Source organism: Cobetia sp. MMG027 (assembly GCF_027947415.1).
In the GTDB taxonomy this organism is placed as follows: Bacteria; Pseudomonadota; Gammaproteobacteria; order Pseudomonadales; family Halomonadaceae; genus Cobetia; species Cobetia marina.
Map to the genome: position 1 here is coordinate 1 of NZ_JAQJIO010000001.1, position 26721 is coordinate 26721.

Annotated in this window: 21 protein-coding genes; 11 read left to right on the forward strand and 10 right to left on the reverse strand. The window is 63.9% G+C overall.

Translation table 11 applies throughout. From position 1 onward, the window contains the following. The first annotated feature begins 132 nt into the window (after nucleotides 1–132). From recO to acpS, 3 genes are all read left to right on the forward strand, one after another. Nucleotides 133–849: a DNA repair protein RecO gene (gene recO, locus PJK54_RS00005; RefSeq protein ID WP_077372173.1), complete on the forward strand. Its 717-nt coding sequence runs from the start codon at nucleotides 133–135 to the stop codon at nucleotides 847–849. Nucleotides 850–952: 103 nt separating this feature from the next. Continuing rightward, entirely contained in the window at nucleotides 953–1777 is an 825-nt protein-coding gene (gene pdxJ, locus PJK54_RS00010; protein ID WP_176492960.1) for a pyridoxine 5'-phosphate synthase, read from the forward strand. Further along, nucleotides 1774–2151 (forward strand): holo-ACP synthase, encoded by a 378-nt coding sequence (acpS, locus tag PJK54_RS00015; RefSeq protein WP_077372179.1) that lies wholly within the window; start codon nucleotides 1774–1776, stop codon nucleotides 2149–2151. The genes pdxJ and acpS overlap by 4 nt, the downstream gene beginning before the upstream one ends. Before the next feature lie 174 nt (nucleotides 2152–2325). Here acpS and PJK54_RS00020 read toward each other — a convergent pair whose 3' ends face one another. After that, entirely contained in the window at nucleotides 2326–5307 is a 2982-nt protein-coding gene (locus PJK54_RS00020) for a response regulator (RefSeq protein ID WP_169477170.1), read from the reverse strand. Nucleotides 5308–5647: 340 nt separating this feature from the next. On the opposite strand from PJK54_RS00020, the gene cysM reads away from it, so the two are divergent. The 5 genes from cysM to ppc all read left to right on the forward strand — a co-directional run bounded on the left by cysM (nucleotide 5648) and on the right by ppc (nucleotide 14189). Further along, the gene (gene cysM, locus PJK54_RS00025) at nucleotides 5648–6577 is read left to right on the forward strand and encodes a cysteine synthase CysM (protein WP_077372185.1); all 930 of its coding nucleotides are present in this window, start codon (nucleotides 5648–5650) and stop codon (nucleotides 6575–6577) included. Beyond that, entirely contained in the window at nucleotides 6577–7980 is a 1404-nt protein-coding gene (gene rlmD, locus PJK54_RS00030) for a 23S rRNA (uracil(1939)-C(5))-methyltransferase RlmD (RefSeq protein ID WP_176492962.1), read from the forward strand. Before cysM ends, rlmD begins: the two co-directional genes overlap by 1 nt. Before the next feature lie 56 nt (nucleotides 7981–8036). Then, nucleotides 8037–10301, forward strand: a complete 2265-nt coding sequence (gene relA, locus PJK54_RS00035) for a GTP diphosphokinase (protein WP_077372191.1) — start codon at nucleotides 8037–8039, stop codon at nucleotides 10299–10301. Beyond that, on the forward strand, nucleotides 10298–11233 hold the full coding sequence (gene mazG / locus PJK54_RS00040; RefSeq protein ID WP_077372194.1) for a nucleoside triphosphate pyrophosphohydrolase: 936 nt from the start codon (nucleotides 10298–10300) through the stop codon (nucleotides 11231–11233). The genes relA and mazG overlap by 4 nt, the downstream gene beginning before the upstream one ends. Nucleotides 11234–11540: 307 nt before the next feature. Beyond that, nucleotides 11541–14189 carry a phosphoenolpyruvate carboxylase gene (ppc, locus tag PJK54_RS00045; RefSeq protein WP_077372197.1) on the forward strand — a complete coding sequence of 883 codons (2649 nt, stop codon included), beginning with the start codon at nucleotides 11541–11543 and terminating at the stop codon, nucleotides 14187–14189. 112 nt (nucleotides 14190–14301) lie between these two features. Here the strand turns inward: ppc and PJK54_RS00050 are convergent, their stop codons facing one another. From PJK54_RS00050 to PJK54_RS00085, 8 genes are all read right to left on the reverse strand, one after another. After that, complete coding sequence (locus PJK54_RS00050; RefSeq protein WP_077372200.1) at nucleotides 14302–15348, reverse strand: asparaginase; 1047 nt, start codon at nucleotides 15346–15348, stop codon at nucleotides 14302–14304. A gap of 116 nt (nucleotides 15349–15464) precedes the next feature. Continuing rightward, on the reverse strand, nucleotides 15465–16124 hold the full coding sequence (gene pcp / locus PJK54_RS00055) for a pyroglutamyl-peptidase I (RefSeq protein ID WP_271301932.1): 660 nt from the start codon (nucleotides 16122–16124) through the stop codon (nucleotides 15465–15467). A gap of 78 nt (nucleotides 16125–16202) precedes the next feature. Continuing rightward, on the reverse strand, nucleotides 16203–17114 hold the full coding sequence (locus tag PJK54_RS00060) for a DUF979 domain-containing protein (protein WP_077372207.1): 912 nt from the start codon (nucleotides 17112–17114) through the stop codon (nucleotides 16203–16205). Next, nucleotides 17111–17884 carry a DUF969 domain-containing protein gene (locus PJK54_RS00065; RefSeq protein WP_077372210.1) on the reverse strand — a complete coding sequence of 258 codons (774 nt, stop codon included), beginning with the start codon at nucleotides 17882–17884 and terminating at the stop codon, nucleotides 17111–17113. Before PJK54_RS00065 ends, PJK54_RS00060 begins: the two co-directional genes overlap by 4 nt. Nucleotides 17885–18302: 418 nt before the next feature. Beyond that, nucleotides 18303–19502 (reverse strand): MFS transporter, encoded by a 1200-nt coding sequence (locus PJK54_RS00070; RefSeq protein ID WP_077372213.1) that lies wholly within the window; start codon nucleotides 19500–19502, stop codon nucleotides 18303–18305. Between the two features lie 262 nt (nucleotides 19503–19764). Then, on the reverse strand, nucleotides 19765–20385 hold the full coding sequence (locus PJK54_RS00075; protein WP_077372217.1) for a hypothetical protein: 621 nt from the start codon (nucleotides 20383–20385) through the stop codon (nucleotides 19765–19767). A 219-nt stretch (nucleotides 20386–20604) separates the two neighbouring features. Next, on the reverse strand, nucleotides 20605–21219 hold the full coding sequence (locus PJK54_RS00080; protein WP_065392490.1) for a CBS domain-containing protein: 615 nt from the start codon (nucleotides 21217–21219) through the stop codon (nucleotides 20605–20607). Between the two features lie 503 nt (nucleotides 21220–21722). Continuing rightward, nucleotides 21723–22223, reverse strand: a complete 501-nt coding sequence (locus tag PJK54_RS00085; protein ID WP_077372220.1) for a hypothetical protein — start codon at nucleotides 22221–22223, stop codon at nucleotides 21723–21725. A gap of 708 nt (nucleotides 22224–22931) precedes the next feature. On the opposite strand from PJK54_RS00085, the gene PJK54_RS00090 reads away from it, so the two are divergent. The 3 genes from PJK54_RS00090 to PJK54_RS00100 all read left to right on the forward strand — a co-directional run bounded on the left by PJK54_RS00090 (nucleotide 22932) and on the right by PJK54_RS00100 (nucleotide 25791). Further along, nucleotides 22932–24236: a GGDEF domain-containing protein gene (locus PJK54_RS00090; protein ID WP_271301933.1), complete on the forward strand. Its 1305-nt coding sequence runs from the start codon at nucleotides 22932–22934 to the stop codon at nucleotides 24234–24236. A 97-nt stretch (nucleotides 24237–24333) separates the two neighbouring features. Continuing rightward, a complete protein-coding gene (locus tag PJK54_RS00095) occupies nucleotides 24334–24942 on the forward strand; it encodes a hypothetical protein (RefSeq protein WP_077372226.1) in 609 nt (202 codons plus the stop codon). A 309-nt stretch (nucleotides 24943–25251) separates the two neighbouring features. Further along, entirely contained in the window at nucleotides 25252–25791 is a 540-nt protein-coding gene (locus PJK54_RS00100; protein ID WP_271301934.1) for a glycine zipper 2TM domain-containing protein, read from the forward strand. 223 nt (nucleotides 25792–26014) lie between these two features. Here the strand turns inward: PJK54_RS00100 and PJK54_RS00105 are convergent, their stop codons facing one another. Next, the gene (locus tag PJK54_RS00105) at nucleotides 26015–26710 is read right to left on the reverse strand and encodes a PqiC family protein (protein WP_170877344.1); all 696 of its coding nucleotides are present in this window, start codon (nucleotides 26708–26710) and stop codon (nucleotides 26015–26017) included. Between the last annotated feature and the right edge of the window lie 11 nt (nucleotides 26711–26721).

The window sequence follows — 26721 nt, forward strand, 5'->3', positions numbered from 1 at the left end:
GCCCCCCCCCCCCCCCCCCCCCCCCCCCCCACGGGTGGCCTCATCAGTCGAGCATCGCCTGATGCTCGGCGTTCGCCTCTGCCGGATGCCATCTTCCCTGTCCGCAAGCCCTCTCTGTCGTGAGCCTGTCCGATGACGCCGCAACCGGCCTTCCTGCTGCATCGCAAGCCGTATCGTGAAACCAGTGCCATCATCGAGTTGTTGACCCTCGAGCATGGTCGGGTGCGCGCGGTGGCACGCGGTGTCCAGCGTCCGGGCAGCAAGTCGCGGGCGCGACTGCAGCCGTTCACTCCCCTGCACGTCACCTGGCGCGGGGAAAGCGATCTCAAGACGCTCAACCTGATGGAGACCGGCGGCAGCGCCAGTCTGCTGGCGGGGGAGGGGCTTCTGTGTGGCTTCTATGCCAATGAGCTATTGACGCGCACCTTGCCGGTGGAAATGCCGGTACCGGAGCTGTTCGCGCTCTATTCGCTGACCCTGGATGACGTGGCGCTGCCTGCTCGTCGCGCCCCGGCGCTCAGGCGACTGGAATACACCCTGCTGGAAGCCCTTGAGCAATTGCCGCAGTTTCGTACGCTGGAGGATGCCCCTCTGATGCCCGACGTGCGCTACGACTATGTCGCCAGCGAGCGGCGTTTTCGCGCCCAACCCGAGGGGGCAGCAGGTATCGAGGGGCGTGCCTTGAAGCTGCTGGCCAGTGAGGACTGGGGGCACGCCGGCCTGTCGCGCGAGAGTCTATGGCTGGCGCGGCGCGCCCTGGCGCCATTGTTGGGAGAGCGTCCGCTGCGCTCGCGTGAACTGATGCGTCAGCTGACCGCCCGGCGACGTGAAAGTCGTCAGACGGGATGATGCGGGCCTTGCCTGCAGATCGTATCCTGTCGTCATGCAAGCTGTCTTCGTCATGGCACCTGTTGCCATGCCTATTTTCCATCTCCATCGCTAGGAGCTGATCATGCACCCGCTGCGTATCCTGCTCGGGGTCAATATTGACCACATCGCCACTCTGCGCCAGGCGCGTGGCACCCGTTATCCGGACCCGGTCCAGGCCGCGCTGGTCGCGGAGGAAGCCGGTGCCGATGGCATCACCGTGCACCTGCGTGAAGACCGTCGCCATATCCAGGAGCGCGACGTGCGTCTTCTGGCCGAGGTGCTCAATACGCGCATGAATCTCGAGATGGCCGTCAGTGACGAGATGCTGGCGCTGGCCGAGGAAGTGCGTCCGGCCAATGTCTGCCTGGTGCCGGAGAAGCGCGAGGAACTGACCACCGAGGGTGGTCTGGATGTCGCCGGGGATCTGGAACGCATTCGCGCGGCCTGTGAGCGTCTCGCGACGGCGGGCTGTGAAGTCTCGCTGTTCATCGACCCGGAGCCTGAGCAGATTCGGGCCGCCTTCGAGGCCGGGGCGCCAGTCGTCGAGCTTCACACCGGTGCCTACGCGGATGCCAGCGGTGAAGCGGCGCGTGTCGAATTCGAGCGCATCGCGGCTGCAGCCGAGCTCGCCAACGAGCTGGGCCTGATCGTCAATGCCGGGCATGGTCTCAACTATCACAACGTCGAGGCCATCGCGGGCATCTCGGGGCTGAACGAGTTGAACATCGGCCATGCGATCATCGCGCGTGCCATGTTCGTCGGCCTCAAGGAGGCCGTCATCGAGATGAAGCGCCTGTGCATCGCCGGACAGGAAGCGGGGCTGATGGCAGCGCTGGATGCACACGACCATGACCATGAGCACGATGAGGATCATGAGCACGTGCAAGGGTCAGGCTGCTGCGGATGATCGTCGGGATAGGCACGGACATCGCGCGAATCGAGCGTTTCGAGGCCGGCATGGCACGTCACGGAGAGCGCTTCGCTCGGCGTCTGCTCGGAGCGCAGGAGCTGGCACGCTTCGCGGATCACCCCCAGCCGGCGGCTTTTCTGGCCAAGCGTTTCGCGGCCAAGGAAGCCTTCGTCAAGGCGCTGGGCACCGGGCTGCGCCAGGGCATGCGTTTCACCCAGATCCAGGTGGTGAACGATGCGTTGGGCAAGCCGTCCTTCGTGCTGTCAGATGAGGCGGAAGCGCTGACTGCACGTGCCGGGATTCGTCATCTGCATCTGTCGATCAGTGATGAGCGTGATCAGGCCATCGCCTTCGTGGTGCTGGAGCGCTGAGCATCCGCTGACCGCTGACAAGTGCTGGACATGACAACGCCACCCTCGCCTTGCGGCCAGGGTGGCGTTGTCGTTGTCGGCAAAGGGATGGTGAGGAGGGGGCGGAAAAGGGAAGAGAAAAAGGGGTGGCGAAGAGCGGGTGCCGTCATCAGTGCTCTCGACCAGCGCTCTCGCTCAGCGCTCGCGGTCCGAGGCGTCGGGGCGCGACTCTGCCAGGAGCAAGGTGGCTTCCTCGCTCTGCGCCCACTGGGCAAGGCTTGCGATGGCATCGAACAGCGCGGCGACGTCGTCCTCCAGCTGATCCAGGCCACTGACCCGCAGGCGTGTCTCCAGCGCCTCGACCAGCAGTGCCAGGCGCGGCACGCCACAGTAGCGGCAGGCGCCATTCAGATAGTGCACCCCATCGAGCATGGCCTCGCCATCCTGTACCGCCCAGGCCCTGCGGATGGTGACCTCACTCTCCGGCAGGCTCTTGATCAGCAGTCCCAGCATCTCCAGGGCCAGCGCCTTGCGCCCGCCGGCCATCTCGATGCCCAGTGCCATGTCGACGATGGGCAGTTCGCCATCCTGCTCGCTCAGTCCCTCGAATGCGGCGGGCATGGGAGGTGCACCCTCGGGGCGCTTGCCACGCTCGATACTGCCCGCGTCAGTGGCACTGGAGAGGGGGGAGAAGGCGGGGGCCGTGTCGTGTGGCGGGGTCTTCGGCACGCTGAGCGTGATGCCAAGGTGACGGCTCAGCATGTTGGCCAGCAGGTGCTCGTCGACCGGCTTGATGAGGTAGTCATCCATGCCCTCGGCCAGCAGCTCCCGGCGCTCGTGTGCCAGGGCGTGCGCGGTCAACGCGATGACGGGAAGGTGCTCATGGCGCATGCGCTGTTGATGGCGCAGAGCCTTGGTGGCTTCCAGGCCGTTCATGCCCGGCATCTGGATATCCATCAGTACCGCATCCACCGGCTGCTGCTGTGCCAGGGCCAACGCTTCCTCGCCACTCTGGGCGGCCAGGGTATCCAGTCCCATGTCGGTGAGAAGTTCCTCGGCCAGCAGGCGATTGGAGGGGTTGTCATCGACGACCATCACGCACTTGCGCGTCATGTTCGGCGTCTCCGCAGGCGTGGCAGCCTGAGGCAGCCCGTCAGGCATGGGGGAGGCAGGCGGCGCCTCGGGGGCCCGCGGCGATGCCGGCGAGCGCTCCGGGAGCGGAGCGGAAAGATCAGGCGTCAGCCGCCCGGCCGTGGTGCCATCCTCCAGCGGCGTGAAGGCCGGCAGCTCCTGGAGGCGTGGTGTGTCACGCCGCGGTGAATGCAGCAGGTTGGCCAGCTTGTGGCGCATCTGCAGGCGTGTGACCGGCTTGCTGAGCAGTTCGTCGATCCCGTATTGCTGCAGGTCCTCGATATTGGCCGGCAGTGGCGCATTCAGCAGACACAGCACGCGACACGGCAGGTGCTTGAGGCGCTGACTCCATTCCTCCAGCCGCTTCAGGTCACGGCTTTCCAGGGCGACTACCACGAGATCAGGCTGCTCCTCGATGCCGACGAGGTCCAGCGACCAGCGCGAGAGCAGGTAGCTCAGGGCGCGGCGCGTGGCCGGGTGTGGCTCGATGAGGCAGATGCGCTGATGATCGAAGACGATCTCGCGCGGGCGCTCCTCGATGCTGCTGACGGCCACCGGCACGCTGAACAGGAAGGTGGAGCCATGACCGGGCAGGCTTTCGACCTGGATCTCGCCACCCATCTGCTCCACCAGGCGCTTCGAGATCATCAAGCCCAGGCCGGTGCCGCCGAACTGGCGGGCGCGGGACGGGTCACCCTGGGAGAAGGCCTGGAACAGGCGGTTGCGTTGCGCACTGTCCATGCCGATGCCGGTATCGGCCACGGCAATCTTCAGGCGGGTGCTGCTGCCGGAAAGGTCATCCACCATCACGCGGACGATGACTTCGCCCTGCTCGGTGAACTTGACCGCATTGGCCACCAGATTGGTGACTACCTGCTTGATGCGCAGCGGGTCACCCTCGAAGCGTTGTGGCACGTCATCGTAGACCAGCCCCAGCAGGTGCAGATGCTTGCGATGCGCTTCCGGGGCGTGCATCGCCAGCACTTCCTCGATGAGCGGCTCGATGTCCATCTGGACCTTCTCGAGCTCGAGCTTGCCGGCCTCGATCTTGGAGAAGTCCAGGATGTCATTGATCAATGACATCAGCGAGGAGGAGGCGTTCTGCATGTGGCCCAGCCAGTCGCGCTGGCGGTTGTCCAGGTCACTGCGCCCCAGCAGGTTGCTGAAGCCGATGATGCCATTGAGCGGCGTGCGGATCTCATGGCTCATGTTGGCGAGGAATTCCGACTTGATGCGGTTGGCTTCCAGCGCCTTGCGGCGGGCCATGTCCAGTTCGATGTTCTTGATCTCGACGGTTTCCATCGATTCGTGCAGGTCACGCGTCGTCTGGTCGATCTGGTCCTGCATGTCTTCCCGCGCGCGCTTGAGCTGCTCGACGCTGAGATTGTAGTGCTCGGCCAGCTCGCTCATGTCGTCATTCCCCTGCACCGGCAGACGCTGGTGAGTCTCGCCGCGCGCGAGGCGGGTCATGGCTTCGCCAAGGTCATGGAAGGGCTGCAGCATGCGACGTGAGGCATGGTAGGCGAACAGCAGCAGTGCCAGTCCGAAGACCAGATTGGCCAGCCCATAGCCGACCAGCAGCTGATAGCGGTGCAGCACGATACGGGTATCGGAGGCCTCGAGAATCAGCCAGGAGATGCGGTCTCCGCGTCGTGCCTCCCGCCATGGGTCGATCACCGGTGTCACCAGCACCAGCGCGTCGGGGGCTTGCGGATAGGCGTCGCTTTCCAGCAGCGAGCTTGTCTGTGGACGTTGGCTCGGCCCCATGTGAAGCAGGGTGCCACCCTCGGGGGTGCGCAGCGTCAACCCTCGCACGTCGCGTTGATCGATGAGCATCTGTGCCAGTTCATGCAGACGCTGGTCGTCGGCTTCCAGGGCGGCATTGGCAAGCCCGGGCATGATCGCCTGCACACTGGCCTGCAGACGCTGCATCATGGCGGTGCGTTCACGACTGATCTCACGATCCACCACATAGAGGCTGAACAGCAGGCTCGTGGCAAGCGGCAGCAGAAGCAACGCGAGCTGAAAGCGGGTTCTAAGCAGCATGGCAGTCCATCGCGACGGGGCAGCGAGCCAGAGACTCGGATGCCGCAGGAAGAGGAAAACAGGGTTGCAGCGCCGCACCTTCCGGAGGTGACGTGTCCGAGGGCCTGCGTGCAAGGCCCGCACAGCCGCCAGCGACGAGCGGCGTGCGAAAGCCAGGCTCAAGCATACCTTCCAGACTGCAGTGATGCGATGGTTCGCGCCCTGACAGGGAGGTGGCGGGAGCGATATACTGCGCACATCTTCTACACCCCCGACGTGGCCCCGATTGTCTCAGGTCTCGATGCTGCCTCCTGACGGTCAGCATCGGAGTATCCGGGCGCGTCCTTGGAGTCTGCCCCTCATGTCTCATGTCAGTGACCCCGCGGATCTTGCCGCGACTGAATTCCCCAGTCTTGCCGATGTCGTCGGCAATACGCCGTTGGTACGCCTGACGCGTATCACCGCCGGTCGCAACAACGTCTTGCTGGCCAAGCTGGAAGGCCACAATCCCGCGGGTTCCGTGAAGGATCGTCCGGCGCTTTCGATGTTCAATGAAGCCGAGGCCCGTGGCGAGATCCAGCCCGGTGACACCCTGGTGGAAGCCACCTCCGGCAACACCGGCATCGCGCTGGCGATGGTCGCGGCCATCAAGGGCTACCGCATGGTGCTGGTGATGCCCTCCACTGCCTCCAGCGAGCGCAAGCAGGCCATGGGCGCGTATGGCGCGACGCTGATCGAGGCAGACAACATGGAGCACGCGCGGGACATCGCCGATGGGATGATCGCGCGTGGCGAGGGCAAGGCCCTTGATCAGTTCGCCAATCAGGACAATCCCCTGGCGCACTACCGCACCACCGGACCGGAACTCTGGCAACAGACTCAGGGACGCATCACGCATTTCGTCTCCTCCATGGGCACGACCGGCACCATCATGGGTACCTCGCGCTATCTCAAGGAGCAGAATCCCGCCATCGAGATCGTGGGACTGCAACCGGCGGACGGCGCCAGCATCGCCGGCATCCGTCGTTGGCCCGAGGCCTATCTGCCGCGCATCTTCGATGCCTCGCGCATCGACCGCACCCTGGATATCGCTCAGCGGGACGCCGAAGTCTGCATGCGCCGTCTGGCGCGTGAGGAAGGCATTCTGGCGGGCGTGTCCTCCGGCGGCGCCCTGGCAGGGGCGCTCACGGTGGCGGAGCAGGTCGAGAACGCGGTGATCGTATTCATCGTCTGTGACCGTGGCGACCGCTATCTGTCGACCGGCCTCTACACCCACGGAGATGACCTCTGATGGCACTGCTCGGACAGAAACGCCCAGCGCGCAAACCGACGCGTCGTGAGAAGGAAGTGGCCAGTCGCGAGACGCGCAACGTCAGTGATGCCGACAGCCAATGGCTGACGGTGGAACGTCTGGCGCATGATGGGCGAGGCGTCGCGCATGACGAGAACGGCAAGACCCAGTTCATCGACCAGGCCTTGCCCGGTGAGCGGGTCACGCTGGCCATCCACCGAACCCACAAGCGCTTCAACGAGGCGCATGTGCGCTCGCGGGACAATGCTGCCGAGAGTCGCGTGACGCCGCCGTGTGCGCACTTCGGCACCTGTGGTGGTTGTGATCTCCAGCACATGGCATTGCCGGCCCAGCGCACCCACAAGGTGCAGGTGCTCAGTGAGCATGCACAGCGCAATGGCGTGGCGCTGGCGGATATCCAGCCACTGGGCGAGGACGAGCATCGTTATCGTCGGCGTGCACGCCTCGGGGTGCGCGTCACGGACAGCGGCGAGATCCAGCTGGGCTTCCGCGGCCGTGGCAGCAATCAGCTGGTGGATATCCAGAGCTGCAGCGTGCTGGTGCCGGCGCTGGATCGACTGATCACGCCGCTGCGCGAGCTGATCAATACGCTGGAAGCGCCCAAGCGTCTGGGGCATCTGGAGCTGACGGCCGCGGATGACCAGGTCATCCTGGTGATTCGACAGCTCAAGGCCGTGCCGCGTGATGCCGAGCGCTGGCAGGCCTTTGCCGAACAGCATGGGCTGGTGGTCGGCTGGCGAGTCGGGCGTGATCCGGTGGTGCTGGAATGGCTGGCCGGCACGCCGGACGCCGCCTACTCCGTGCGCGTCGGCGAGCGGACACTGCGTCTCGCCTTCTCGCCGGGTGACTTCGTGCAGGTCAATGCCGCGCTCAATCAGCGCCTGGTGGATACGGCGCTGGACTGGCTGGGCGACGTCAGTGGCCTTGCGGTCATGGACCTCTATGCCGGAGTCGGCAATCTCACGCTGGCCGTGGCGGCAGCGGGGGCCGCGAAGGTAACCGGCATCGAAGGCAGCCAGGGCATGGTGGATCAGCTGATCGCCAATGCCGAGCACAACGCGCTGCCTCAGGTGAGTGCTCGACGCGCCGACCTCAGTCGCGCGCTGCCATCACTCGAGGGTATCGACCTTCTGGTACTGGACCCGCCGCGCGATGGCGCTCAGCCTCTATGCGATGAGCTGGCACGTCACCTGCATGCCGGGAAGGTCTCCCATGCACCCGCACGGGTGCTGTACATCGCCTGTGACCCGACCACGTTGATGCGTGACGTGAAGATGCTCACCGACGCCGGCTATCGTGTCACGCGTGCGCTGATGGCGGACATGTTCGTTCACACGGCACATCTGGAATCGATGCTGCTGCTGGAGCGGATGGAAGACTGAGACGGCGCCCCCGGGCGCTGTCATCAAGATGGCAAGATATTCAAGGACATAGGGTCATGGTCAAGGTGCGCGAAGATCAGCCGCTGACCGATAGCGGTGGTGTGGACATCCCGGTGTGGGTCGCGCGACTGCGCGAGGAAGTCCCGTCGGTGAATGCCGAGGTCATGGTGCGAGCCTGTGAAGTCGCATTGAAGGTGGCGCGTGAGGCGGATGCGCGTGGCGACAAGCCCTGGCGTGAGCCGCTGGTCAGTTTCCGCTTCAGTCTCGAGATGGCGGATATCCTCTCGGAGCTGAAACTCGACCAGCCTGCGCTGGTGGCGGCAGTGCTCTATCGCGCGGTGCGTGAGGGGCACCTGGGGCTTGAGGCCATCGACAAGCACTTCGGTGCCGAGGTGGCACGCCTGATCGAGGGCGTGCTCAACATGGCCGCCATCAGTCAGTTGCAGGCGCCCAGTCATGGCATGGCGCAGCACGATCAACAGGACAACCTGCGCAAGATGCTGGTGTCGATGATCGATGACGTGCGCATCGCGCTGATCAAGATCGCCGAGCGCACCGTCGCCCTGCGTCACGTCAAGGATGCGCCGCGCGAGAAGCGCATGCGGGTCGCCAATGAGGTCTTCGACATCTATGGCCCGCTGGCTCACCGTCTTGGCATCGGTCAGCTCAAGTGGGAGCTGGAGGATCTGTCCTTCCGCTACCGCGAGGAGACCGAGTACAAGAACATCGCCAAGCAGCTGGCCGAGAAGCGTCTGGAGCGTGAGCATTACATCGCCGATCTGCTGGTCGAGATGCGCAGTCTGATGCGCGATCAGGGCATCAAGCACTTCGATGTCGCCGGCCGCGCCAAGCACATCTACTCCATCTGGCGGAAGATGAAGATCAAGCGCATCGCCTTCTCGCAGGTGTATGACGTGCGTGCGGTGCGGATTCTCGTCGGCACCGTCAGTGACTGCTATACGGCATTGGGCATCGTCCACTCGCGCTGGCACCACGTGCCTCACGAGTTCGATGACTACATCGCCAATCCGAAGAAGAATGGCTATCAGTCGCTGCACACCGCAGTGGTCGGGCCCAGCAACAAGGTCATCGAGATCCAGATCCGCACCTTCGACATGCACGAGGAGGCGGAGCTGGGCGTGTGTGCCCACTGGCGTTACAAGGGCCACGACGTCGGCCACAAGAGTCGCAGCTACGAGGACAAGATCGCCTGGTTGCGTCAGGTGCTCGAATGGCAGGACGAGGTCGGCGAGAGCGGGGGACAGGAGTCCATCCGTCAGGGCCTGAGTTCCGACGTGGCGCCTGATCGCATCTATGTCTTCACGCCGGAAGGGCACGTCATCGACCTGCCCAAGATCGCCACGCCCATCGACTTCGCCTATCGCGTGCACACCGAGGTGGGGCATCGCTGTCGTGGTGCGAAGGTTGACGGCCGTATCGTGCCGCTGACCTACAAGCTCAAGACCGGCCAGCAGGTCGAGATCCTGACGGCCACCAAGGGCGGGCCGAGTCGTGACTGGCTCAACCCCAACCTGGGCTATGTGCGCACCTCGCGCGCTCGCGCCAAGATCCAGACCTGGTTCAAGCTCCAGGCGCGGGATCAGAACGTCGACGAGGGCAAGGCGCTGCTCGAGAAGGAATTCTCGCGTCTGGCGCTGGAGAACCTTGATCGCGACAAGCTGGCCAACGCCGTCAACTATCCGACGCGTGATGACATGTACGCCGCCATCGGCGCGGGGGACCTGCGGGTCGGCCAGGTGCTGCATCAGGCGCAGCAGCTGTTCGGCGACACCGATGATCAGGAGCAGCTCGAGCGCCTGCTGCGTCAGCGCAAGCCGCAGGGCAAGGAGAAGCCGGACGCCGTCATGGTGCTGGGGGTCGGCAACCTGAAGACCACCATGGCCAACTGCTGCCATCCGGTGCCGGGGGATCAGATCGCCGGCTTCATCACCCAGGGGCGTGGCGTGACGGTGCATCGTCAGGACTGCCCTAACCTGATCCAGCTGCGCTCGGACGAGCCGCGGCGCATCGTCGATGTCGACTGGGGCCAGCGGTCACGCAGCCAGTATCCGGTGGATATCGAGATCCAGGCCTGGGACCGCTCGGGGCTCCTGCGCGATGTCACCAATGTGCTCAGTGGCGACAAGGTCAATGTGCTGTCGGTCAATACGCGCACCGACCAGCTCGACAACATCGCCACGCTCAGGATCACGCTGGAGGTCGAGAACCTCGATGTGCTGGGACGCGTGTTCGCACGTATCCAGCAGCTGCCCAACATCATCGACGTCAAGCGCCTGCGGGTCGGTGGCAACAAGTCATGAGTGCCGCAACTCCCCCCGGACGCCATGGCCTTGAGGACCTGCTGACTCTGATGGCCGTGCTGCGTGACCCGCAGTACGGCTGTCCGTGGGATCTGAAGCAGGACTACGCGAGCCTGGTGCCGCACACCCTGGAGGAGGCCTATGAAGTCGCCGACGTGATCGAGCGGGCCGCGGCAGATGCCGAGGTACTCGACGAGCTGCCGGCGGAGCTGGGCGACCTGCTCTTCCAGGGCGTGTTCTACGCCCAGATCGCCAGCGAGCAGCAGCGTTTCGACTTCCATGACGTCATTCATGTGCTCACCGAGAAGATGCTGCGCCGCCATCCGCATGTCTTCCCGGATGGCACCCTGGCTTCGCGCCGTGAGGGCATCGCCACGCATGAGGTGGACGCAGGGTCGCTGAATGCCCAGTGGGAGACCCTCAAGCAGCAGGAGTCCGGCGAGCCATCTGCCAGCCAGGCCGCTGACGTCAGCGTGCTGGATGGCGTGCCGCTGGGCCTGCCGGCGCTGACGCGGGCGGCCAAGCTCTCGAAGAAGGCCTCACGTTCGGGCTTTGACTGGCCGGACACTGCCGGTGTGCTGGACAAGATCCGCGAGGAACTCGGCGAGGTCGAGGAAGCGCTGGCCGAGGGCGATGAGGCCCATGCGCGTGAGGAGGTGGGGGATCTGCTGTTCGCGGTGGTCAATCTGGCGCGGACGCTCAAGGCGGACCCGGAGCAGCAGCTGCGGGCGACCAATGCCCGTTTCGCGTCCCGGTTCCGTCATGTGGAAGCCGCGATTGCGGCAGAGGGGCGTTCGCTGAAGGAGGCCAGTCTCGCCGAGATGGATGCGCACTGGGATGAGGCCAAGCGCCGGGAGCGGGCGGCCAGTCAGTCCGAGAGCCTCGAGGATGGCTCGTCGAACGCGCGTGCGGTGACTCCGCTTGTCAGGTGATGTGATGCCGTCGTCAGGCGGCAGAAAGAAAATGTAGTAAGTTTACGCGATAGTCGGATTGTGGAGCCAAGGCCCGCGGTCGTATGCTGATGGTAAGCGATCAGGGCAAGTGCCTTGTCCTGCTTTCCGGTCTGCTGCGCCGCGGGCCTTTCGTTTGGGGCATGCGTCAGATCTCTGTGCCAGTCTCCGTGTCAGATGGCGCACGGCTTGCGACGGGCCGCGAGCCCGTCATGGATCTGTCAATTGAATGCCCCTGATGACAGGGGATGATTCCCGCGGCGGCACCGTCACTCCCAAGGAGGGTTGCATGAGTCACGACCTGCATGAATCGTTGCGCGACAATGTGCGCATTCTCGGGGACAACCTCGGCCAGACCATCGCGGCCGATCTCGGCGATGACTTCGTCGAGCGTATCGAACGCATCCGCGCCCTGGCCAAGAAAGGCCAGCAAGGCGACCTCGCGGCCCGTCGCGAGTTGATCGATTACCTGCGCGACCTTCCCGACAGCGATCTGCTGCCGGTCACCCGCGCCTTCAATCAGTTTCTGAATCTTTCCAACATCGCCGAGCAGCACTACCGCGGCCGCTTCAAGCGTGTCGAGGATTATCGTCCCGGCAGTCAGCCGGATCTGGGCGAGCTGATCACGCGTATCCGTGAGCGTGGCTTCAGTGCCCAGAAGATCGTCGAGGAGCTGTCGGCGATGCGCGTCGAGCTGGTGCTGACGGCCCACCCGACGGAAGTCATCCGCCGTACCCTGATCCAGAAGTACGATGCCATCGAAGGCTGCCTGACCCAGATGGAAGGTGCCTGTGATCGCCCGGAACAGGCGACGCTCGCGCGTGCACGCCTCTCTGAGCTGATCAGCCAGGCCTGGCATACCGACGAGATCCGTCACGAGCGCCCGACCCCGGTGGACGAGGCCAAGTGGGGCTTTGCCACCATCGAGAATTCGCTGTGGCAGGCGGTGCCTGACTTCCATCGTCAGCTGGACGAGATGACGCTGGAGGCGGCCGGCGAGCGTCTGCCGCTGGACGCCGCGCCCCTGCGCTTCGCCTCCTGGATGGGGGGCGACCGCGATGGCAACCCGAATGTCACCGCGCGGGTCACCCGCACCGTGCTGCTGCTGGGTCGCTGGATGGCGGCGGATCTCTACCTGCGGGATCTCGAGCAGCTCAAGTCCGAGCTCTCCATGTGGAAGTGCTCCGCGGCGCTGCGTGCCGAGGCCGGCGATGTGGCGGAACCTTACCGCGAGATCCTGCGGCGTCTGATCCTGCGCATGGAAAGCACCCGTGACTGGGCCAAGGCTGGCCTGGACGGCAAGCGTCACGAGGGGCTCGACATCATCGAGACGCGTGAGCAGCTCTATGCACCGCTGCTGGCCTGCTACCGCTCGCTGTGTGACGTGGGACTGGACACCATCGCCAATGGCGCCTTGCTCGACACGCTGCGCCGCGTGGCCTGTTTCGGCGTGACTCTCACCAAGCTCGACATCCGTCAGGAAAGTACGCGCCACGCCCAGGTGCTCGACGAGCTGACCCAGTCGCTGGGCATGGGCAGCTACTTCGAGTGGGATGAGCAGAAGCGCTGTGAATTCCTCGCCAGGGAGCTGGGCGGTCAGCGCCCCTTGATCCCGCGTCATTGGGAATGCTCCACCGATACCCGCGAAGTGCTGGATACCTTCAAGGTCATCGCGCGTGAACACCGTGAGGCGCTGGGCACCTACATCATCTCGATGGCGGGCCAGGCCTCCGATGTACTGGCGGTGGCGCTGCTGATGAAGGAGGTGGGCGGTGATGTGCGCCTGCCCATCGCGCCGCTGTTCGAGACCCTGGACGACCTGGATCGCTCCGGCCCGGTCATCGACACGCTGCTGGGCATGCCGATCTATCGCAAGCACGCCGGCAATCGTCAGGAAGTGATGATCGGCTATTCCGACTCCGCCAAGGATGCCGGCCAGCTGGCGGCGGCCTGGGCACAGTATCGTGCCCAGGAGACGCTGGTGGATGTCACCAAGCGGCACGGCGTCGAACTGACACTGTTCCATGGTCGTGGCGGCACGGTGGGTCGCGGGGGCGGTCCGGCACATGCGGCGATCCTCTCGCAGCCGCCGGGCTCGGTGACCGGTTCCCTGCGCGTGACCGAGCAGGGCGAGATGATCCGCTTCAAGTTCGGCCTGCCGGACATCGCCAGCCGCTCGATGGAGATCTATGTCTGTGCGGTGCTCGAGGCCAGCCTGCTGCCGCCGCCCGCCCCGCGTCAGGAATGGCGCGACGAGATGAATCGTCTCGCGGACGTCGCGCACAAGGCCTATGTCGGAGTGGTGCGCGAGGACCCGAACTTCGTGCCTTACTTCCGCTCGGTCACGCCGGAGACGGCACTGGCGCGCCTGCCGCTGGGGTCACGCCCGGCCAAGCGTCGTCAGGACGGAGGCGTCGAGACGCTGCGGGCGATCCCGTGGATCTTCGCCTGGACCCAGATTCGTCTGATGCTGCCGGCGTGGCTTGGCAGTGGCGAAGCCTTCGCCAATCGGCTCGAGGAAGAGGGTGGGCTGGAAATCCTGCGCGAGATGATGAACGACTGGCCGTTCTTCTCCACCTATGTCGACATGCTGGAGATGCTGCTGTCCAAGGCGGATCTCTCGACGGCGGCCTACTACGAGCAACGTCTGGTGGATGAGCCGGCGCTCAAGGAGCTGGGGCAGTCGCTGCGTGATCGTCTCGAGCGTCTGGAGAAGGTGGTGCTGGAGATCCGCGATCAACAGACGCTGCTGGAGCACATGCCGTTGATCCGTCAGGCCATCGATGTGCGCAACCCCTACATCGACCCGCTGCATGGCCTGCAGGCCGAGCTTCTGCAGCGCAACCGGGACGCCGATGGCGCCATCTCCGCCGAGCTGTCGCGCGCCCTGATGGTGACCATGGCCGGTATCTCGGCCGGTCTGCGCAACACCGGCTGAGGCGGCGGCTGACGATATCGCGTCGGCCAGTCTTGAGTCACTGCATGAAAAAGCCCCGACAGGCATGCCTGTCGGGGCTTTTCGTTGTCATGAAGCTAACGGCGGTATCTGATTACAGCAGGCCGCTGGCGCGCTCTCCTACCCATGGCATCAGGAAGCGTTCCCGCTGCCAGTCCTCATCCTGATTGAGCGCGACCAGATGCAGCAGCTTGGTGAAGGCGGCCTCCAGCGTCATGTCATCACCGGACAGTACCCCGATGGTGGCAAGGCCCGCGCCTGCCGCATAGTGGCCGATGCTGACCGGGCCATGCGGACACTGGCTGATGCCGGCCAGCAGCTTGCCTTCGCCGCGCGCATCGGCCAGCACGCCCAGAAGCTCGGCATCCGCCGGCAGATTGCCGCTGCCCCACAGTTCCAGCACCGCGCCCTTCACTTCGCTGCGCAGCAACTGCACTCGTACGCTCTCGGCGCTGATGCCGGGGTAAAGCGGCAGGCGGATGATGGCATCCTGGCCGAGGCAGGCGTAATCCGGCAATTCGAAGGCCGGCCCCTGGTCATCCATCAGACGACCCGGATAGACCACCACACGGTCATCGACCCACTCGCCCAGCAGGGGCGCATTGGGAGTGGTGAAGCCGCGGTGATCCTGGGTATACCACTTGCGGGTGCACACGCCGCGCAGCAGCTGACCGCCGAAGGCGACCACCACCTCATTGAGGGTCGGTTGGGCGGCGGCGGTGAGGGCCAGTTCGACATTGGCAAGAGCATCGCTGCCGTCGGCCTCCAGTGGCAGCTGGGCACCACTGACGATCACCGGGCGGGCGGTGCCCTTGAGCTGGAAGGCGAGGCTTGACGCCGTCCAGGCGAGGGTGTCGGTGCCCTGCAGCACCACGAAGCCATCGAAACTGTCATAGGCATCGGCGATCTCGCCCGCGATCTGCTGCCAGTCAGCGGGCGTCGCCGAGGAGGAGTCGATCAGTTGCGGGAATTCGCGCAGGGTGAAGGCGGGCAGACGGCCACGACGGCTGGGCGGCAGATCCTCCAGCGCTGCTCGCAGACGCGCATCGAAGTCTCCGGCCGGCACCAGGCCCTGCTCGCTTTCGACCATGCCCAGCGTACCGCCGGTATACAGCACCAGGATGTGTGTCTCGGGAGTCATCGTATCCACCTGCCAGAAATGGGAAAGCCGGCATTGTAACGCATGCCGGCTGGCGGGTGAGACGTGCTGCCAAGGGGATGACCAGGTCAGCAGCGAGTGCGGTGGCGGCGGAAGGGCTAGCTGATGTTGCCACCGCCGATGCGCACATCCTGCTGATGGGTCATGGCGCTGATGCAGAGGACGCGCACGCCTTCCAGCAGGCTCTCCAGGCTCATGGTCGGCAGTCGGCCATCGAGGCTCTGCTCGGGGAGCGCCGGAATATGCACGAAGCCGGAGCGGATCGGACTGTCCGCCAGATGGCGTTGCACGCCGTAGAACAGGTGGTTGCAGACGAAGGTGCCGGCGGTATAGGAGACGCTGGCCGGCAGACCCGCTGCCTGAAGATCATTGACCATCGCCTTGATGGGCAGGGTGGTGAAGCAGGCATCGGGCCCTGCGACCTCGATGGGTTCATCCACCGGCTGGTGTCCGCCATTGTCCTTGATGCGGTAGTCATCCAGATTGATGGCGGCGCGCTCCGGCGTGATGGCGCTGCGACCACTCGCCTGGCCCAGCATGATCACGGTATCGGGGGCGTGACGCTCGATGGCCTCCACCACGCTCTCGATCGCGGCGTAGCGCGTCACCGGCACGCGGCAGGTGCGTATCTCGACACTGTCCGATGAGCCATTCGGCAGGGCCAGGGTCTGACCCTCCAGCTGCTCGATGATCTTGAGTGCCGGATTGACGCTGTCGTGGCCGAAGGGCTCGAAACCACAGAGAAGCAGACGGGACATGGGAGACTCCTTGACTGGCATCGATCACCGCAGGCCACTGCTGGCGGTGATCGATGCGCGGGTAAGCATGAGAACGAATCAGAATGCCAGCAGCAGCATCAGGCTGATGTTGGCCATCAGCATCACCAGCGCCGGAATGATCTGGGCGCGGATGATGTGATAGCGATCATCCAGCTCCAGCAGCGCCGCCGGCACGATGTTGAAATTGGCGGCCATGGGCGTCATCAGCGTGCCGCAATAGCCCGACAGCATCCCCAGCACGCCGACGATGGCGGGATTGCCACCATGCAGGGCGATGACCAGCGGATAGCCGATCCCGGAGGTGATGACGGCGAAGGCGGCGAAGCCGTTGCCCATCAGCATGGTGAACACGGCCATGCCGACACAGTAGGCGATCACGCAGGCGATGAGACTGGTATCGGGAACCACGCTTGAGACCAGCCCCGCGATGGTCTGGCCGACACCGGCCTGATCGAACAGCAGACCGAGCGCGGCCAGGAACTGCGGCAGGATGGCGGCCCAGCCGATGGCATCCGCCAGGCGACGACCTTCCTGCATGCCGGTGCCGGGGCGCTCACGCAGCAGCAGCAGGGCAACGGCAAACGCCAGCACGGTCGCAAGCCCCAGCCCGACCAGTGCGCTCTGCCCGGTGGTGAGGGTGTAGAGGAAGGTGCCGATGGGAATCACCAGTGCCGGAATGAACAGCCGAGACCCCAGACGTTGGCGGCGCTGCTGGCGGGCTTCATCGCTGAGCTGTCCGTAATTGCCGAAGCCGAGCTGACCGGTGGCGGCCAGCAGCGCCATGGCGAGCATGGCGAGGCCGACCACGACATTGGGCAGCCACTGGCCGAAGGCCAGGCTGATCCCGAAGATCATCCAGAAGGCGCTGGTGCCAAGGCGACGCGGATGGTCGCGGTCGGTCAGGGTCAGAAGGGCAAACACCATGACGGCGAAGCCGGTGATCAGGTAAAGGGCATCGATACCGCTCATGAGTGGCTCTCCGTCACGGGAGTGGTGTAGCTGTCAGGGGCTGACGCGGGGGTTGCCTGCAAAGGGGAGGCGGGATACTCCTCGCGCAGCAGTCGATGCTCCTGCTGGATGCGCTTGTCCAGCCGGCGACACAGGATGAAGACCACGACCAGCGAGACGAGTGCGGTAGGAATGGCATAGAGCGCCATGTCCGCGAGACTGACGCTGGTGCCGCTCTTGTCCAGCACGCTCTTGATCAGCAGCAGGCCGCCCGAGGCGACAAAGATCAGCTGACTGAAGAAGTTGCCGAAGTTCTCGCTGACGGCATTGAGTACCCGGATGCGCTGGCTCAGGGTCTTGAAGCGGGGGGAGGCCACGGCTTCCTCGGAGAGGTCGCGCTCGGCGGCACCGACCGACATCGGCGCGACCAGCGGACGGATCATCGCCGGGTGCCCACCCAGCTGCAGCCCGAAGGCGTTGGTCACCTTGCGCAGCAGCAGGTAGCTCAGGGTGATGCGGCCGGCACTGGCGGCACGCAGCTTCTGCACGAGATGCTCGGCCTGGTCACGCAGGCCATTGCGCTCCAGCAGGCCAATGACCGGCAGGGTGATGATGAAAAGTGACACGGCGCGGTTGTCGGTAAAGGCCTGGCCGAGGGCGCCGAGGATCTCGGTGGGCGTCATGCCGGCCACGAGTCCCGAGGCAAAGCCTGCCACCAGGACCACCAGCAGAGCGTTCAAGCGCAGTGCCAGACCGACCACGATGATGGCGACGCCGATCAATGACAACATGTGATATCTCCCGAGCCTGAGGAGGACAGTCTGTTGCGGGGGCAGGACATGGGCTTTCACCTCTGAGTGTGAGCTTGTTGTTGTGAAGTACGTGCCGCGAAGTAGGTACCGTGAAGTACGTTGTTTTACTACGCGAGTTCAGAGGGTAGGGTCAGGCAGGAATAATCCAAATGAGACATTCGGAATATATAAATTAATCGTAATTGTTGAATCGATAGAATCTATCACTTGGAGGTGCATGACAGGTCTGGTCGATATCAGGCAGGCTGACATCAGCACGTCAGCGTGTGAATGCCGGAGCGGGACGCTCGCGTCAACAGGCCTCGCCGGGCGCACGCTCGAACATCACGTCAGCGCGTGCAACCGCTTGGGCAAAAGGGCGGGGCAGGGAAGAGATGAAGAATGCGCAGCAGAGGACTCAGCCGTCGATGACCTCGGGGCTGCCATCATCGCGCAGACAGATGCGCTGACGTCTCCCGACCTTGAGACCCAGCGCTGCGGCGGCGATGAGAATCAGCGCGAACAGCGAGGCGATCACGTCAAGGTCATTGGTGAATTCAAGCAGTATGCCCACCGCCAGCGGGCCGAGCGCCGCCAGCATGTAGCCGGTGCCTTGCGCCATTCCCGACAGCGCCCCGGCCAGGCGAGCGTCGTTGCTGCGCAGTACCAGCAAGGTCAGCGCCATCGAGAAGCTGCCTCCTTGACCAAAGCCCAGCAGTACGGCGAACAGCCAGCGCAGTGACAGCGGGCCGACCATCAGGCCGAGCAAGCCGACCGCCGAACAGGCAAGCAGCAGCAGGATGGCGGGACGCTGATCCCGTCCCATGCGCCCGATCACCGGCGCCAGCAGGGCAGTGAGTACCTGGGCCATCACCGAGGCGGCCATCAGCCAGCCGGCCTCGACATCGCTCAAGCCACGTTGTTGCAACAGAAACGGAAGCCAGCCGAAGACGATATACGCCAGTGATGACTGGCAGCCCATGAAGAAGGTGATCTGTCGTGCCAGTGGCAGGTGCCACAGGCGTGGCGCGTCATGTTGACCGGCCGGCAGGCGCCGAGGCCAGGGGTGCGGCATGCTCAGACGCCAGACCGGTAGGGCGATCACCACCAGCAATGCCCAGCAGCTCAAAGAGGCCTGCCAGCTGTCCAGCCAGTTGGCCAGCGGCACACTGAGCCCTGCGGCAAGGGCGGCGCCAAGGCATAGCGCCATGGTGTAGACACCGGTGAACAGGTCAGCGCGCTCGGGATGTTCGCGCTTGACGATGGCGGGCAACAGGGTGCCCGCGATACCGATACTGCCACCGCACAGCAAGGTCCCCAGATAGAGAAGGAGGGTCAGGTCGCTGGCGCGCAGCCACAAGGCGATTCCCAGGATGACAAGCGCCAGACTCAAGGTACGCTCCGCCCCCAGTCGCCCCGCCAGGCGGGGTGCCAGTGGCGCGAACAGTCCCAGGCATATCACCGGCAGAGTCGTCAGCAGGCCGGCGGCCAGTGTGCTCAGGCCAAGATCCTGCGTGATGCGATCCAGCAGGGGGGCCAGCGAGGACAGCGCCGGTCGTAGATTGAGGGCGACCAGTATCAGGATGAGCAGAAACAGCGGGACGGACATTCGGCGCATGAGGCAGGCCTATCCTGAAGTGAAGGAGAGTCATGAAACGCGGGCGGACAGGGGCAGTGAACCTCCTGAACGCTTGGACAGTTCTGCGAGAATACCGTCATCCTCCCGCACTGTCTTGCGGGTTCCGACCAATATGCAATACCCATGATGCAAGGCACGCCGTGCAATGAACGACCTGCCATTCACGATCTGGCATCCACAACGCAAGACGCCCAGCAGAGGCTGGGCGTCTTGTGAGATAAGGCGGGTTGCAGAGAGGGGCTCAGTATTTCGGCTCGAGCTCCAGCTCGCGAGCCCCGGGGTAGAGCTCAAGCGGAGTCTTGCGTGGCGTGGTGCCAGTTCCCTGCCCTTGCTGCCCGGTACGTGACCTGGTGTCACCGTTGCGCCATGAGGAAAGCGACGACGTGCGATCAGGCGAGACGCTGCTGGTCGACGAGGCAGCGGGACGACGCAGCGCCTTGGCACGAATCAGGGACATGTCCTCGGTACTCAGCAGCAGGCCCTGCTGGGTACGCTCGATCTTCAACAGGCCCTTGAAGTGCCAGCAACGCATCGGGGTATGGGCGACGCGGTAGCGGTGGCCCTCCACCTCCAGCGATACGGCTTCCCTGGGACGGCAGCCCCGGGGGTGAAGCTGTACCTCTTCCAGCAACACCAGACGATTGAAGTCCTGGGGTTGAAGGACCTGGTTGCCTTCATGCATGCGCACCGGGAAGGCGTGGTTGTCGCGGGACAGTTCACGTCGCTTGTGGTTGACGCTGCCAGACCCTTCCAGGACACCCACGCCACAGACGTGCAACAGTTCGCCGTCGATCTGCTTGATGACAAGCACCTCGACGTGGCGTTGCTTGAACAGTTGATTACGCAATGAGCTCAAGGGCATGGCGGGAATCCTCTCTGGCAGCTTCTGGCCTCTTTTCAGTGGCGGGTCGCCAGACGGGTTGGATGGCGTTGAAGCGATATCTGTCGACTATATCATACGCCGTCCTGTCGAGGATTTCCTGAATCCAGCGCCTTGGCGCAGTGATCTATGCAACCTGTCGCTGGATTCATGGGCGTCTTTGATGACAAGGGCTGAGGCGTCTGGTGCCAAGTGCTCATGTCACTCGTACTTGCCAAGTACCGCCCGGCAGATGTCGGCAAAGCTGCGGGCTTCCGGGGGATGCTCAAGGTGGAGTCCGAGGGCCTGCCCGACACGAGATGCCGCGATCAAACCACGGATGCAGGGGTGGCCATCGCTGTCCTCTTCCGTGACCAGCAGGTGGGATTCTCCGCTCTGACGCAGGGTCTCGACCAGATCGCCCACCCTGGCGCGCTTGAGCACTGACAGGGCAATGCCGTGCAGCTCGGCGCGTGGCACCTGCACCATGTCGACGGTGACTTCATCACGCTGCACATCGAAGCGTGTCATGGCCCGCATCACCACGCGCCCGCCTTGTAGCTCGCGGGAGGTGACGACGCCGGTGAAGGTGCCGTCGTGATCATGCACCAGCAGAAGACGCACGCCTGCCTGTTTCATGGTCGCCAGCGCCTGACCGATGGAGGCGCTCCCCTGGATGCTGCGACCCGCGGTCACCGAGAAATCGGTCAGCAGTTCGCTGGCGGGGCTGTCCATGTTGATGTCGCCCAGAGGCTGGAGAGGCAGGCGTGAGGTGGTGACCTGTTCAAGCGGTTTCACTTCGAGGGTGTGATAGGCAGATGGGGCGATGGCATTCATGGAATGACTCCGATACTTGATGAACGATGAGCGTCTGCAAGATGAGAGTCACGCTGATCAAGGGAGTTTCCTGCACCGGGAGTAACGACTTGTTGCTGTTGTCGCAACCACTGATGCAAGGCCCCGATCGAGAGGCGGGCGTGTGACTGGCGCGCGGAAAGACGCCTGTCTGGCAGCAGGCGGGCAGGATGGGACAGAGGCGAAGTGACTGGCAAGAAAGCCGGATGGGGCGGGGGGGTGAAAGATCCTGCGCTGAATGATGGCGGGATGTGACAAGGCACGGCGTCCTCCCGGATCAGGAATCACGTCGTGCCTTGTTCATCCAGGGGGCAGTGAGCTCATCACCGCATCAGCAGGCCCAGCTGTTGTTCCGGATTGGCAACAATGCGCCGCCGGCTCCGTTTCAGAGCCCTCATGTCGAAGTCCTCATGTCGAAGCCCTTATGCCAGGGCCCTTATGCCAAGCCCTCATGTCAGAGCCCTGATGCCAGCATGCTCACGGCATCACAGCCACTCTTTCAGGTCGCCGCGCACCGAGTCCAGGAAGGTGATGAAGTCCGTCTGACCCTCGCCATCGCAGCGATCGACCTTGCAGGCGAGCTTCATGCGAGTCCCGGCCACGATCTCGTCATAGACCTCCAGCGTCAGCTTCTCCACCTCGGCATCGGCAGGCTCCCGCTCGCCATCTGCCAGACTGAAGGTGGTGATCAGCGTGCCACGCAGACGGGTAGTGCCGCCTTCGGCGACGATCCGGCGGACTTTCAGCCAACCTTCGCGCACCAGGACATCCCCCTGGGCATCCTTGTGCTTGTAGATCGTGCGGTAGCAGGCGTTTTCCGAGGCACCCTTGGCCGCCATGCTCTGGTAGGCCTGAATCATGCGGGTCGCCATGGTGCCGGCTTCGGCAATCTTGCGACGGGCAGCACGGTGTTCGCGCTCGAGACGATCCTGCTTGGAGAAACGCTGCCACAGGTGGAAATCGCGCGTCAGAGTGGTCGCGTCCATTGAATACTCTCTTGTTGCATGAAGGCCGTTGCCCCCTGGCGGGGGAAACGGGCAAGGATGGTGGCGGGAGGCAGAACCTTGTGGTCGTGCTGCTCCGGCCCGGCAGTCAGGCGTATCACTGATGGCCCTCATCATCCCTAATCCGAAGGGCGCTGCCAAGGCAAGCGTCGCCGCGCATGAGCGTCGAGCATTGCGCGGCCCCGTGGCATCCACCGTGGTTGATGCGCCATGCAGCCTCACCGGATAATGGGCCGCATTCAATGCGCGGCCAGGTCATGTCGAGGGGGATGGACATCGTGCGGAAGGGGGATGGACATCGTGCGGAAGAGGGATGGCATTTGAGGTGGGCGGCATCGGATTGCGGCGCCTGTCGGCGAGACGTGATCAGGCTGGCTGTCATGCAGGAGTATCAGGCTGCCATTTGCAGGTGATGGCACCTCACTCACACTCTTGCCTGAAATCTTCTACGAGATGTGGCCCCTGGCGCAAACGCCAACAACGAAGACTTGGCACGTCCATATGCCTTTCCCGCGTCAAACGGCGACGTTATGTCACGTTATGCCCCCTTTCCTGCATGCCTTGAATGACGCGCATGGACTGTCGCCATCACGTTTCACTCTCGAACGTGAGGTAGACTGGGAGCATTCAGACGGTATGAGATTCTCACACGGGACACATGGAAGGTGTCAGTTCAAAGAGGAAGGAATCATGGCGAAACCTGATCGCCGTCGGGCCGGGGAGAGGACCGGTCTGGCTGGGGTGAAGTGGCGTTGGCCGGCTCCAGGAGGGCTGGCTGAGCGGCATGCCGGGCTCTATCAATTGTTCATGTGGTGCTACATCAGTGCGCTGGGTTGCCACATCGGCTATTTCGCCCTGCTCAGCATGCAGCCCTACCCGCAGCCCGTCGTCGCCCAGGTGGTCGGGACCTTGCTCACCGTGGCTTCCATCATCCTGCATCGCAGGGGACATCTGCAGACCGCGTTGCTGCTGCTGGTCGTGCCGGTATCGCTCAAGGCGTCATGGTGGGAGCACCAGTTCGGCGTGGGTGCGGGATTCGAGTACTACCACATCCTGTCGATCTTCTTCATCTGCATCGCGCCGATGGCGCGGATCACGCGTCTCTTGACCAGTGGCGGCCTGCTGATCTTCTATCTGATCGCCCAATCCCTGCCGGGGCCTGTCTACATCGGCTCCTATGAGTTCATGGCCACGGCCAGCATCGTCAATCTCGTGATCTGTGTCACCTTCATCGGCCTGGTGGCCATCGAGATGGGGTGGGAATCCGAGCGGCGCGAGAAGCGCTATCTGCGGGAGTTGCGCCATGATCAGCTGACGGGGGCCCTCTCGCGGCTTGCGCTCAGGGAGGAGGGCGCACGCATGCTTCAGGAGGACGGGCTGGGGGTGTTGATGATCGACGTGGATCACTTCAAGACGATCAATGACACGCATGGGCACGCCAGCGGTGACGATGTGCTGGTGGAGCTGACACGCCGTCTGAGTCATCACCTGCGCGGCAGTGATCTGCTCTGTCGCCAGGGGGGCGAGGAGTTCGTGGCATTGTGCCCCAGCAATGATCGCCAGGGGTTGCGACACGCGGCCGACCGGCTGCTGCAGTCCATCAACGGACGCGCCTTCGTATTGAACAATGGCAAGCTGCTGCGGGTCACGGTCAGTATCGGCGTGGCCCAGGGAGGGCCGGCCACGGCAGCCGAGTCCTTGCTGCCGGAGCTGATCCGTCGTGCGGACCAGGCGATGTATCGCGCCAAGCGTACCGGTCGCAATCGGGTGGTGACGGCCTGGGACATGCTGGATGAACCCCGCAGCCAGACCGACGCGGCCGATATCCCGGCGACAGCACAAGCCACCGCCCCGATGCCGAGTCCTGCGTCATCCTCGTCAGAGATGCGTCTCTGTGTGGAGGGCTCCCAGCGCGAGACGCGACAGCAGGACACTCACGGCGAAGGTAGCTCCCATGTCGCCGGGGCTGGATGCTATGGCTACAAACGTCCTTGAATCGCACCGCTCCCGATGACGGTCGCGCCACTTCCATGGCCGTACCCGGGCAGCCCGGTGGCAAGACCCTTTCTGCGTATTCCGGAGATTGAGATTGATGATCGATACGAGTGGTGGACGCGCGGGGCGTCTCTGGCAGTGCCTGTTCATGACCGCAGCCTTGTTGACGGCAGAGATGACACTGGCGGCTCCTGCAACGACGCAGGACGGTGATGTGAAGGCCGGCCAGGCCAGTGCCGCCGCGCCAGCTGTGGCGCCGGCCCTGCCAACGGCTGCCAAGGCCGGCAACAGCATCTATCGCTGCATGCTCGACGGTGTCCCCACCTGGCAGCAGCAGCCCTGTCATCAAGGGGATGCGCCGGTGGCGCTGGATGACTCCCTGACGGTGGTACCCGCTGCGCAACGCGGGCCGGCAGATCTGGAGGAAGACGCCACCGCGGAGCGTCTCGAGCGCGAAAAGCAGCGGACTCTGGCGGCCCGTCAGGAGAGCCAGCGCCAATACCGGATTCGCTCGGCCATCGATGATGGCTATCTGGTGGAAGGCATGAGTGAGTCTCAGGCGGTGTCCCTGCTGGGCAAGCCCAGTGATGTCAGCGAGACCATCGCCGACAACCAGTCATGCCGCCTGCTCAGCTGGTGGGGAGATGTTCGTGTCCAGTTCTGCAATGACGAGGCTGTCTCCATCACCGCGACGCAGCGGGACTGACGACCTGAACCCCTGCTGGAAGGGGGCCGAGCATGCCTGGCTGCTTGAGTCTTTCGAATCGAGGCCCGGATATTCAAATGTTTAGAATATTTGCATAATAGCGGCATCTTCTAGCGTCGATATGCCATTATCGGGCTGGTTGTTGCTTTCTTGAGACAGCCGGGTGGTGAAGTTGCCACATTACCGAGTTTATCGAACAGTGTTAGATTACTCTCCTAACGCAGCGGCACGCCCCTCAAGTGTTATCCAGGGGCATGGCTGACTGGCCGACGAGCCAGGCTGCAACACTATTCGGTGAGGAGAACACGCATGAACAAGTCCATCCTGATTGGCGCGATCGTTGCTGCACTGGGCATTGGTGGTGGAGTGGCGATCGGCAGCTATACGGCCAGCAACTCAGGCCCTGAATACGCCGATATCGTGGCGGTGGATGCGGTGACGGAAACCGTGACCACCCCGCGTCAGGTATGCCACAACGAGATCGTGACCCATCAGGCGCCCAGCAAGGATACCCACAATGTCGTCGGCACTGCCGTCGGTGCGATCGTCGGAGGCGTGGTGGGCAATCAATTCGGCGGTGGCAACGGCAAGAAGGTATTGACCGCCGCGGGTGCCGTGGGTGGCGGCTATGCCGGCAATCAGATCCAGGGACAGATGAAGAAGGGCGATACCTACACCACGACCGAGCAGCGCTGCGAGACAGTGCAGGATGCCAGCGACAAGGTGGTGGGTTATGACGTCAAGGTCGACATGGGCGACGAGACTCGCACCGTGCATCTTGAAGACAAGCCGGATGTGAAGCGCTTCGAGATTCGTGACGGTGAGCTGGTACTGCCACAGCAGGGCTGAGGCCAGATAGCCGAGCGGTCAGGCGGAGACGAAGAGCGTCGACAGGCGCGGCTCGATGAGTTCTCTCAAACGTTTCCCTCGATCGCTCTGCGCAATAGTCGCCAGACCAGAAGACCCCCGACGGAATCCGTCGGGGGTCTTCTGGTTTCTGGACATCCAGCTCTCTGGGCATCCAGCCGTACCCTGTTTAGTCAGTCTGTCAGACAGTCAGGTTCTCTGGTCGTCAGCTGGCATCCGCTGTGGAGGGCAATGCCTTGGCGATCTCACGTGCCAACTGCTCGCCGGTCACACGCCAGCCTTCGCCCAGGCTGTTGACCAGTGCCGGATAGCCGTCATCCGTCAGTGGAGTCAGCGTCTGGATGTCGCCTTCCTCCAGCACGCTGCCATCCACGCCGCGCAGGCGCCAGCGACCGGTGATGACGGACTGGCCATCATGGCGACCGATGAAGCGATCCAGGCTGACGCTCAGGCGGGCACCCTTCAATCCGCTCAGGCTGGTATCCGCGATACGGTACTGGCTCAGCGGCTGGGCGGGGCTGGCTTTCAGCTGGTTCAGCAGCTGGCGGGTCAGCATGTCCTGCAGGTCATCGGCCCACAGGTTCTGGCTGGCCTGTACCAGGGTGATGTCGTCCGTCTGATAGACCAGACTGCCGCCTTCCAGATAGCTGGCCAGTTGCACCGGCATCACTTCCAGCAGGGGTGCATCGGCGGCAACGCTGCGCTGGGCAGCGGTCTGTGTCGTCTGTGGCAGCAGGTAAGCGCCACCAGTGGCGGCGGTCGTGCAACCCGCCAGTGTGCCGAGCATCAGCAAACCTGCCATCAGGCCGCCGAAGCGGCCCTTGCGCGACGTTGAAGTGCGCGGTGAGGCAGACGCGCTGCACGCTTGCGGCATGGCTGCCGTGCGGGTCGAGAGACTCATGGCTGTTGTCA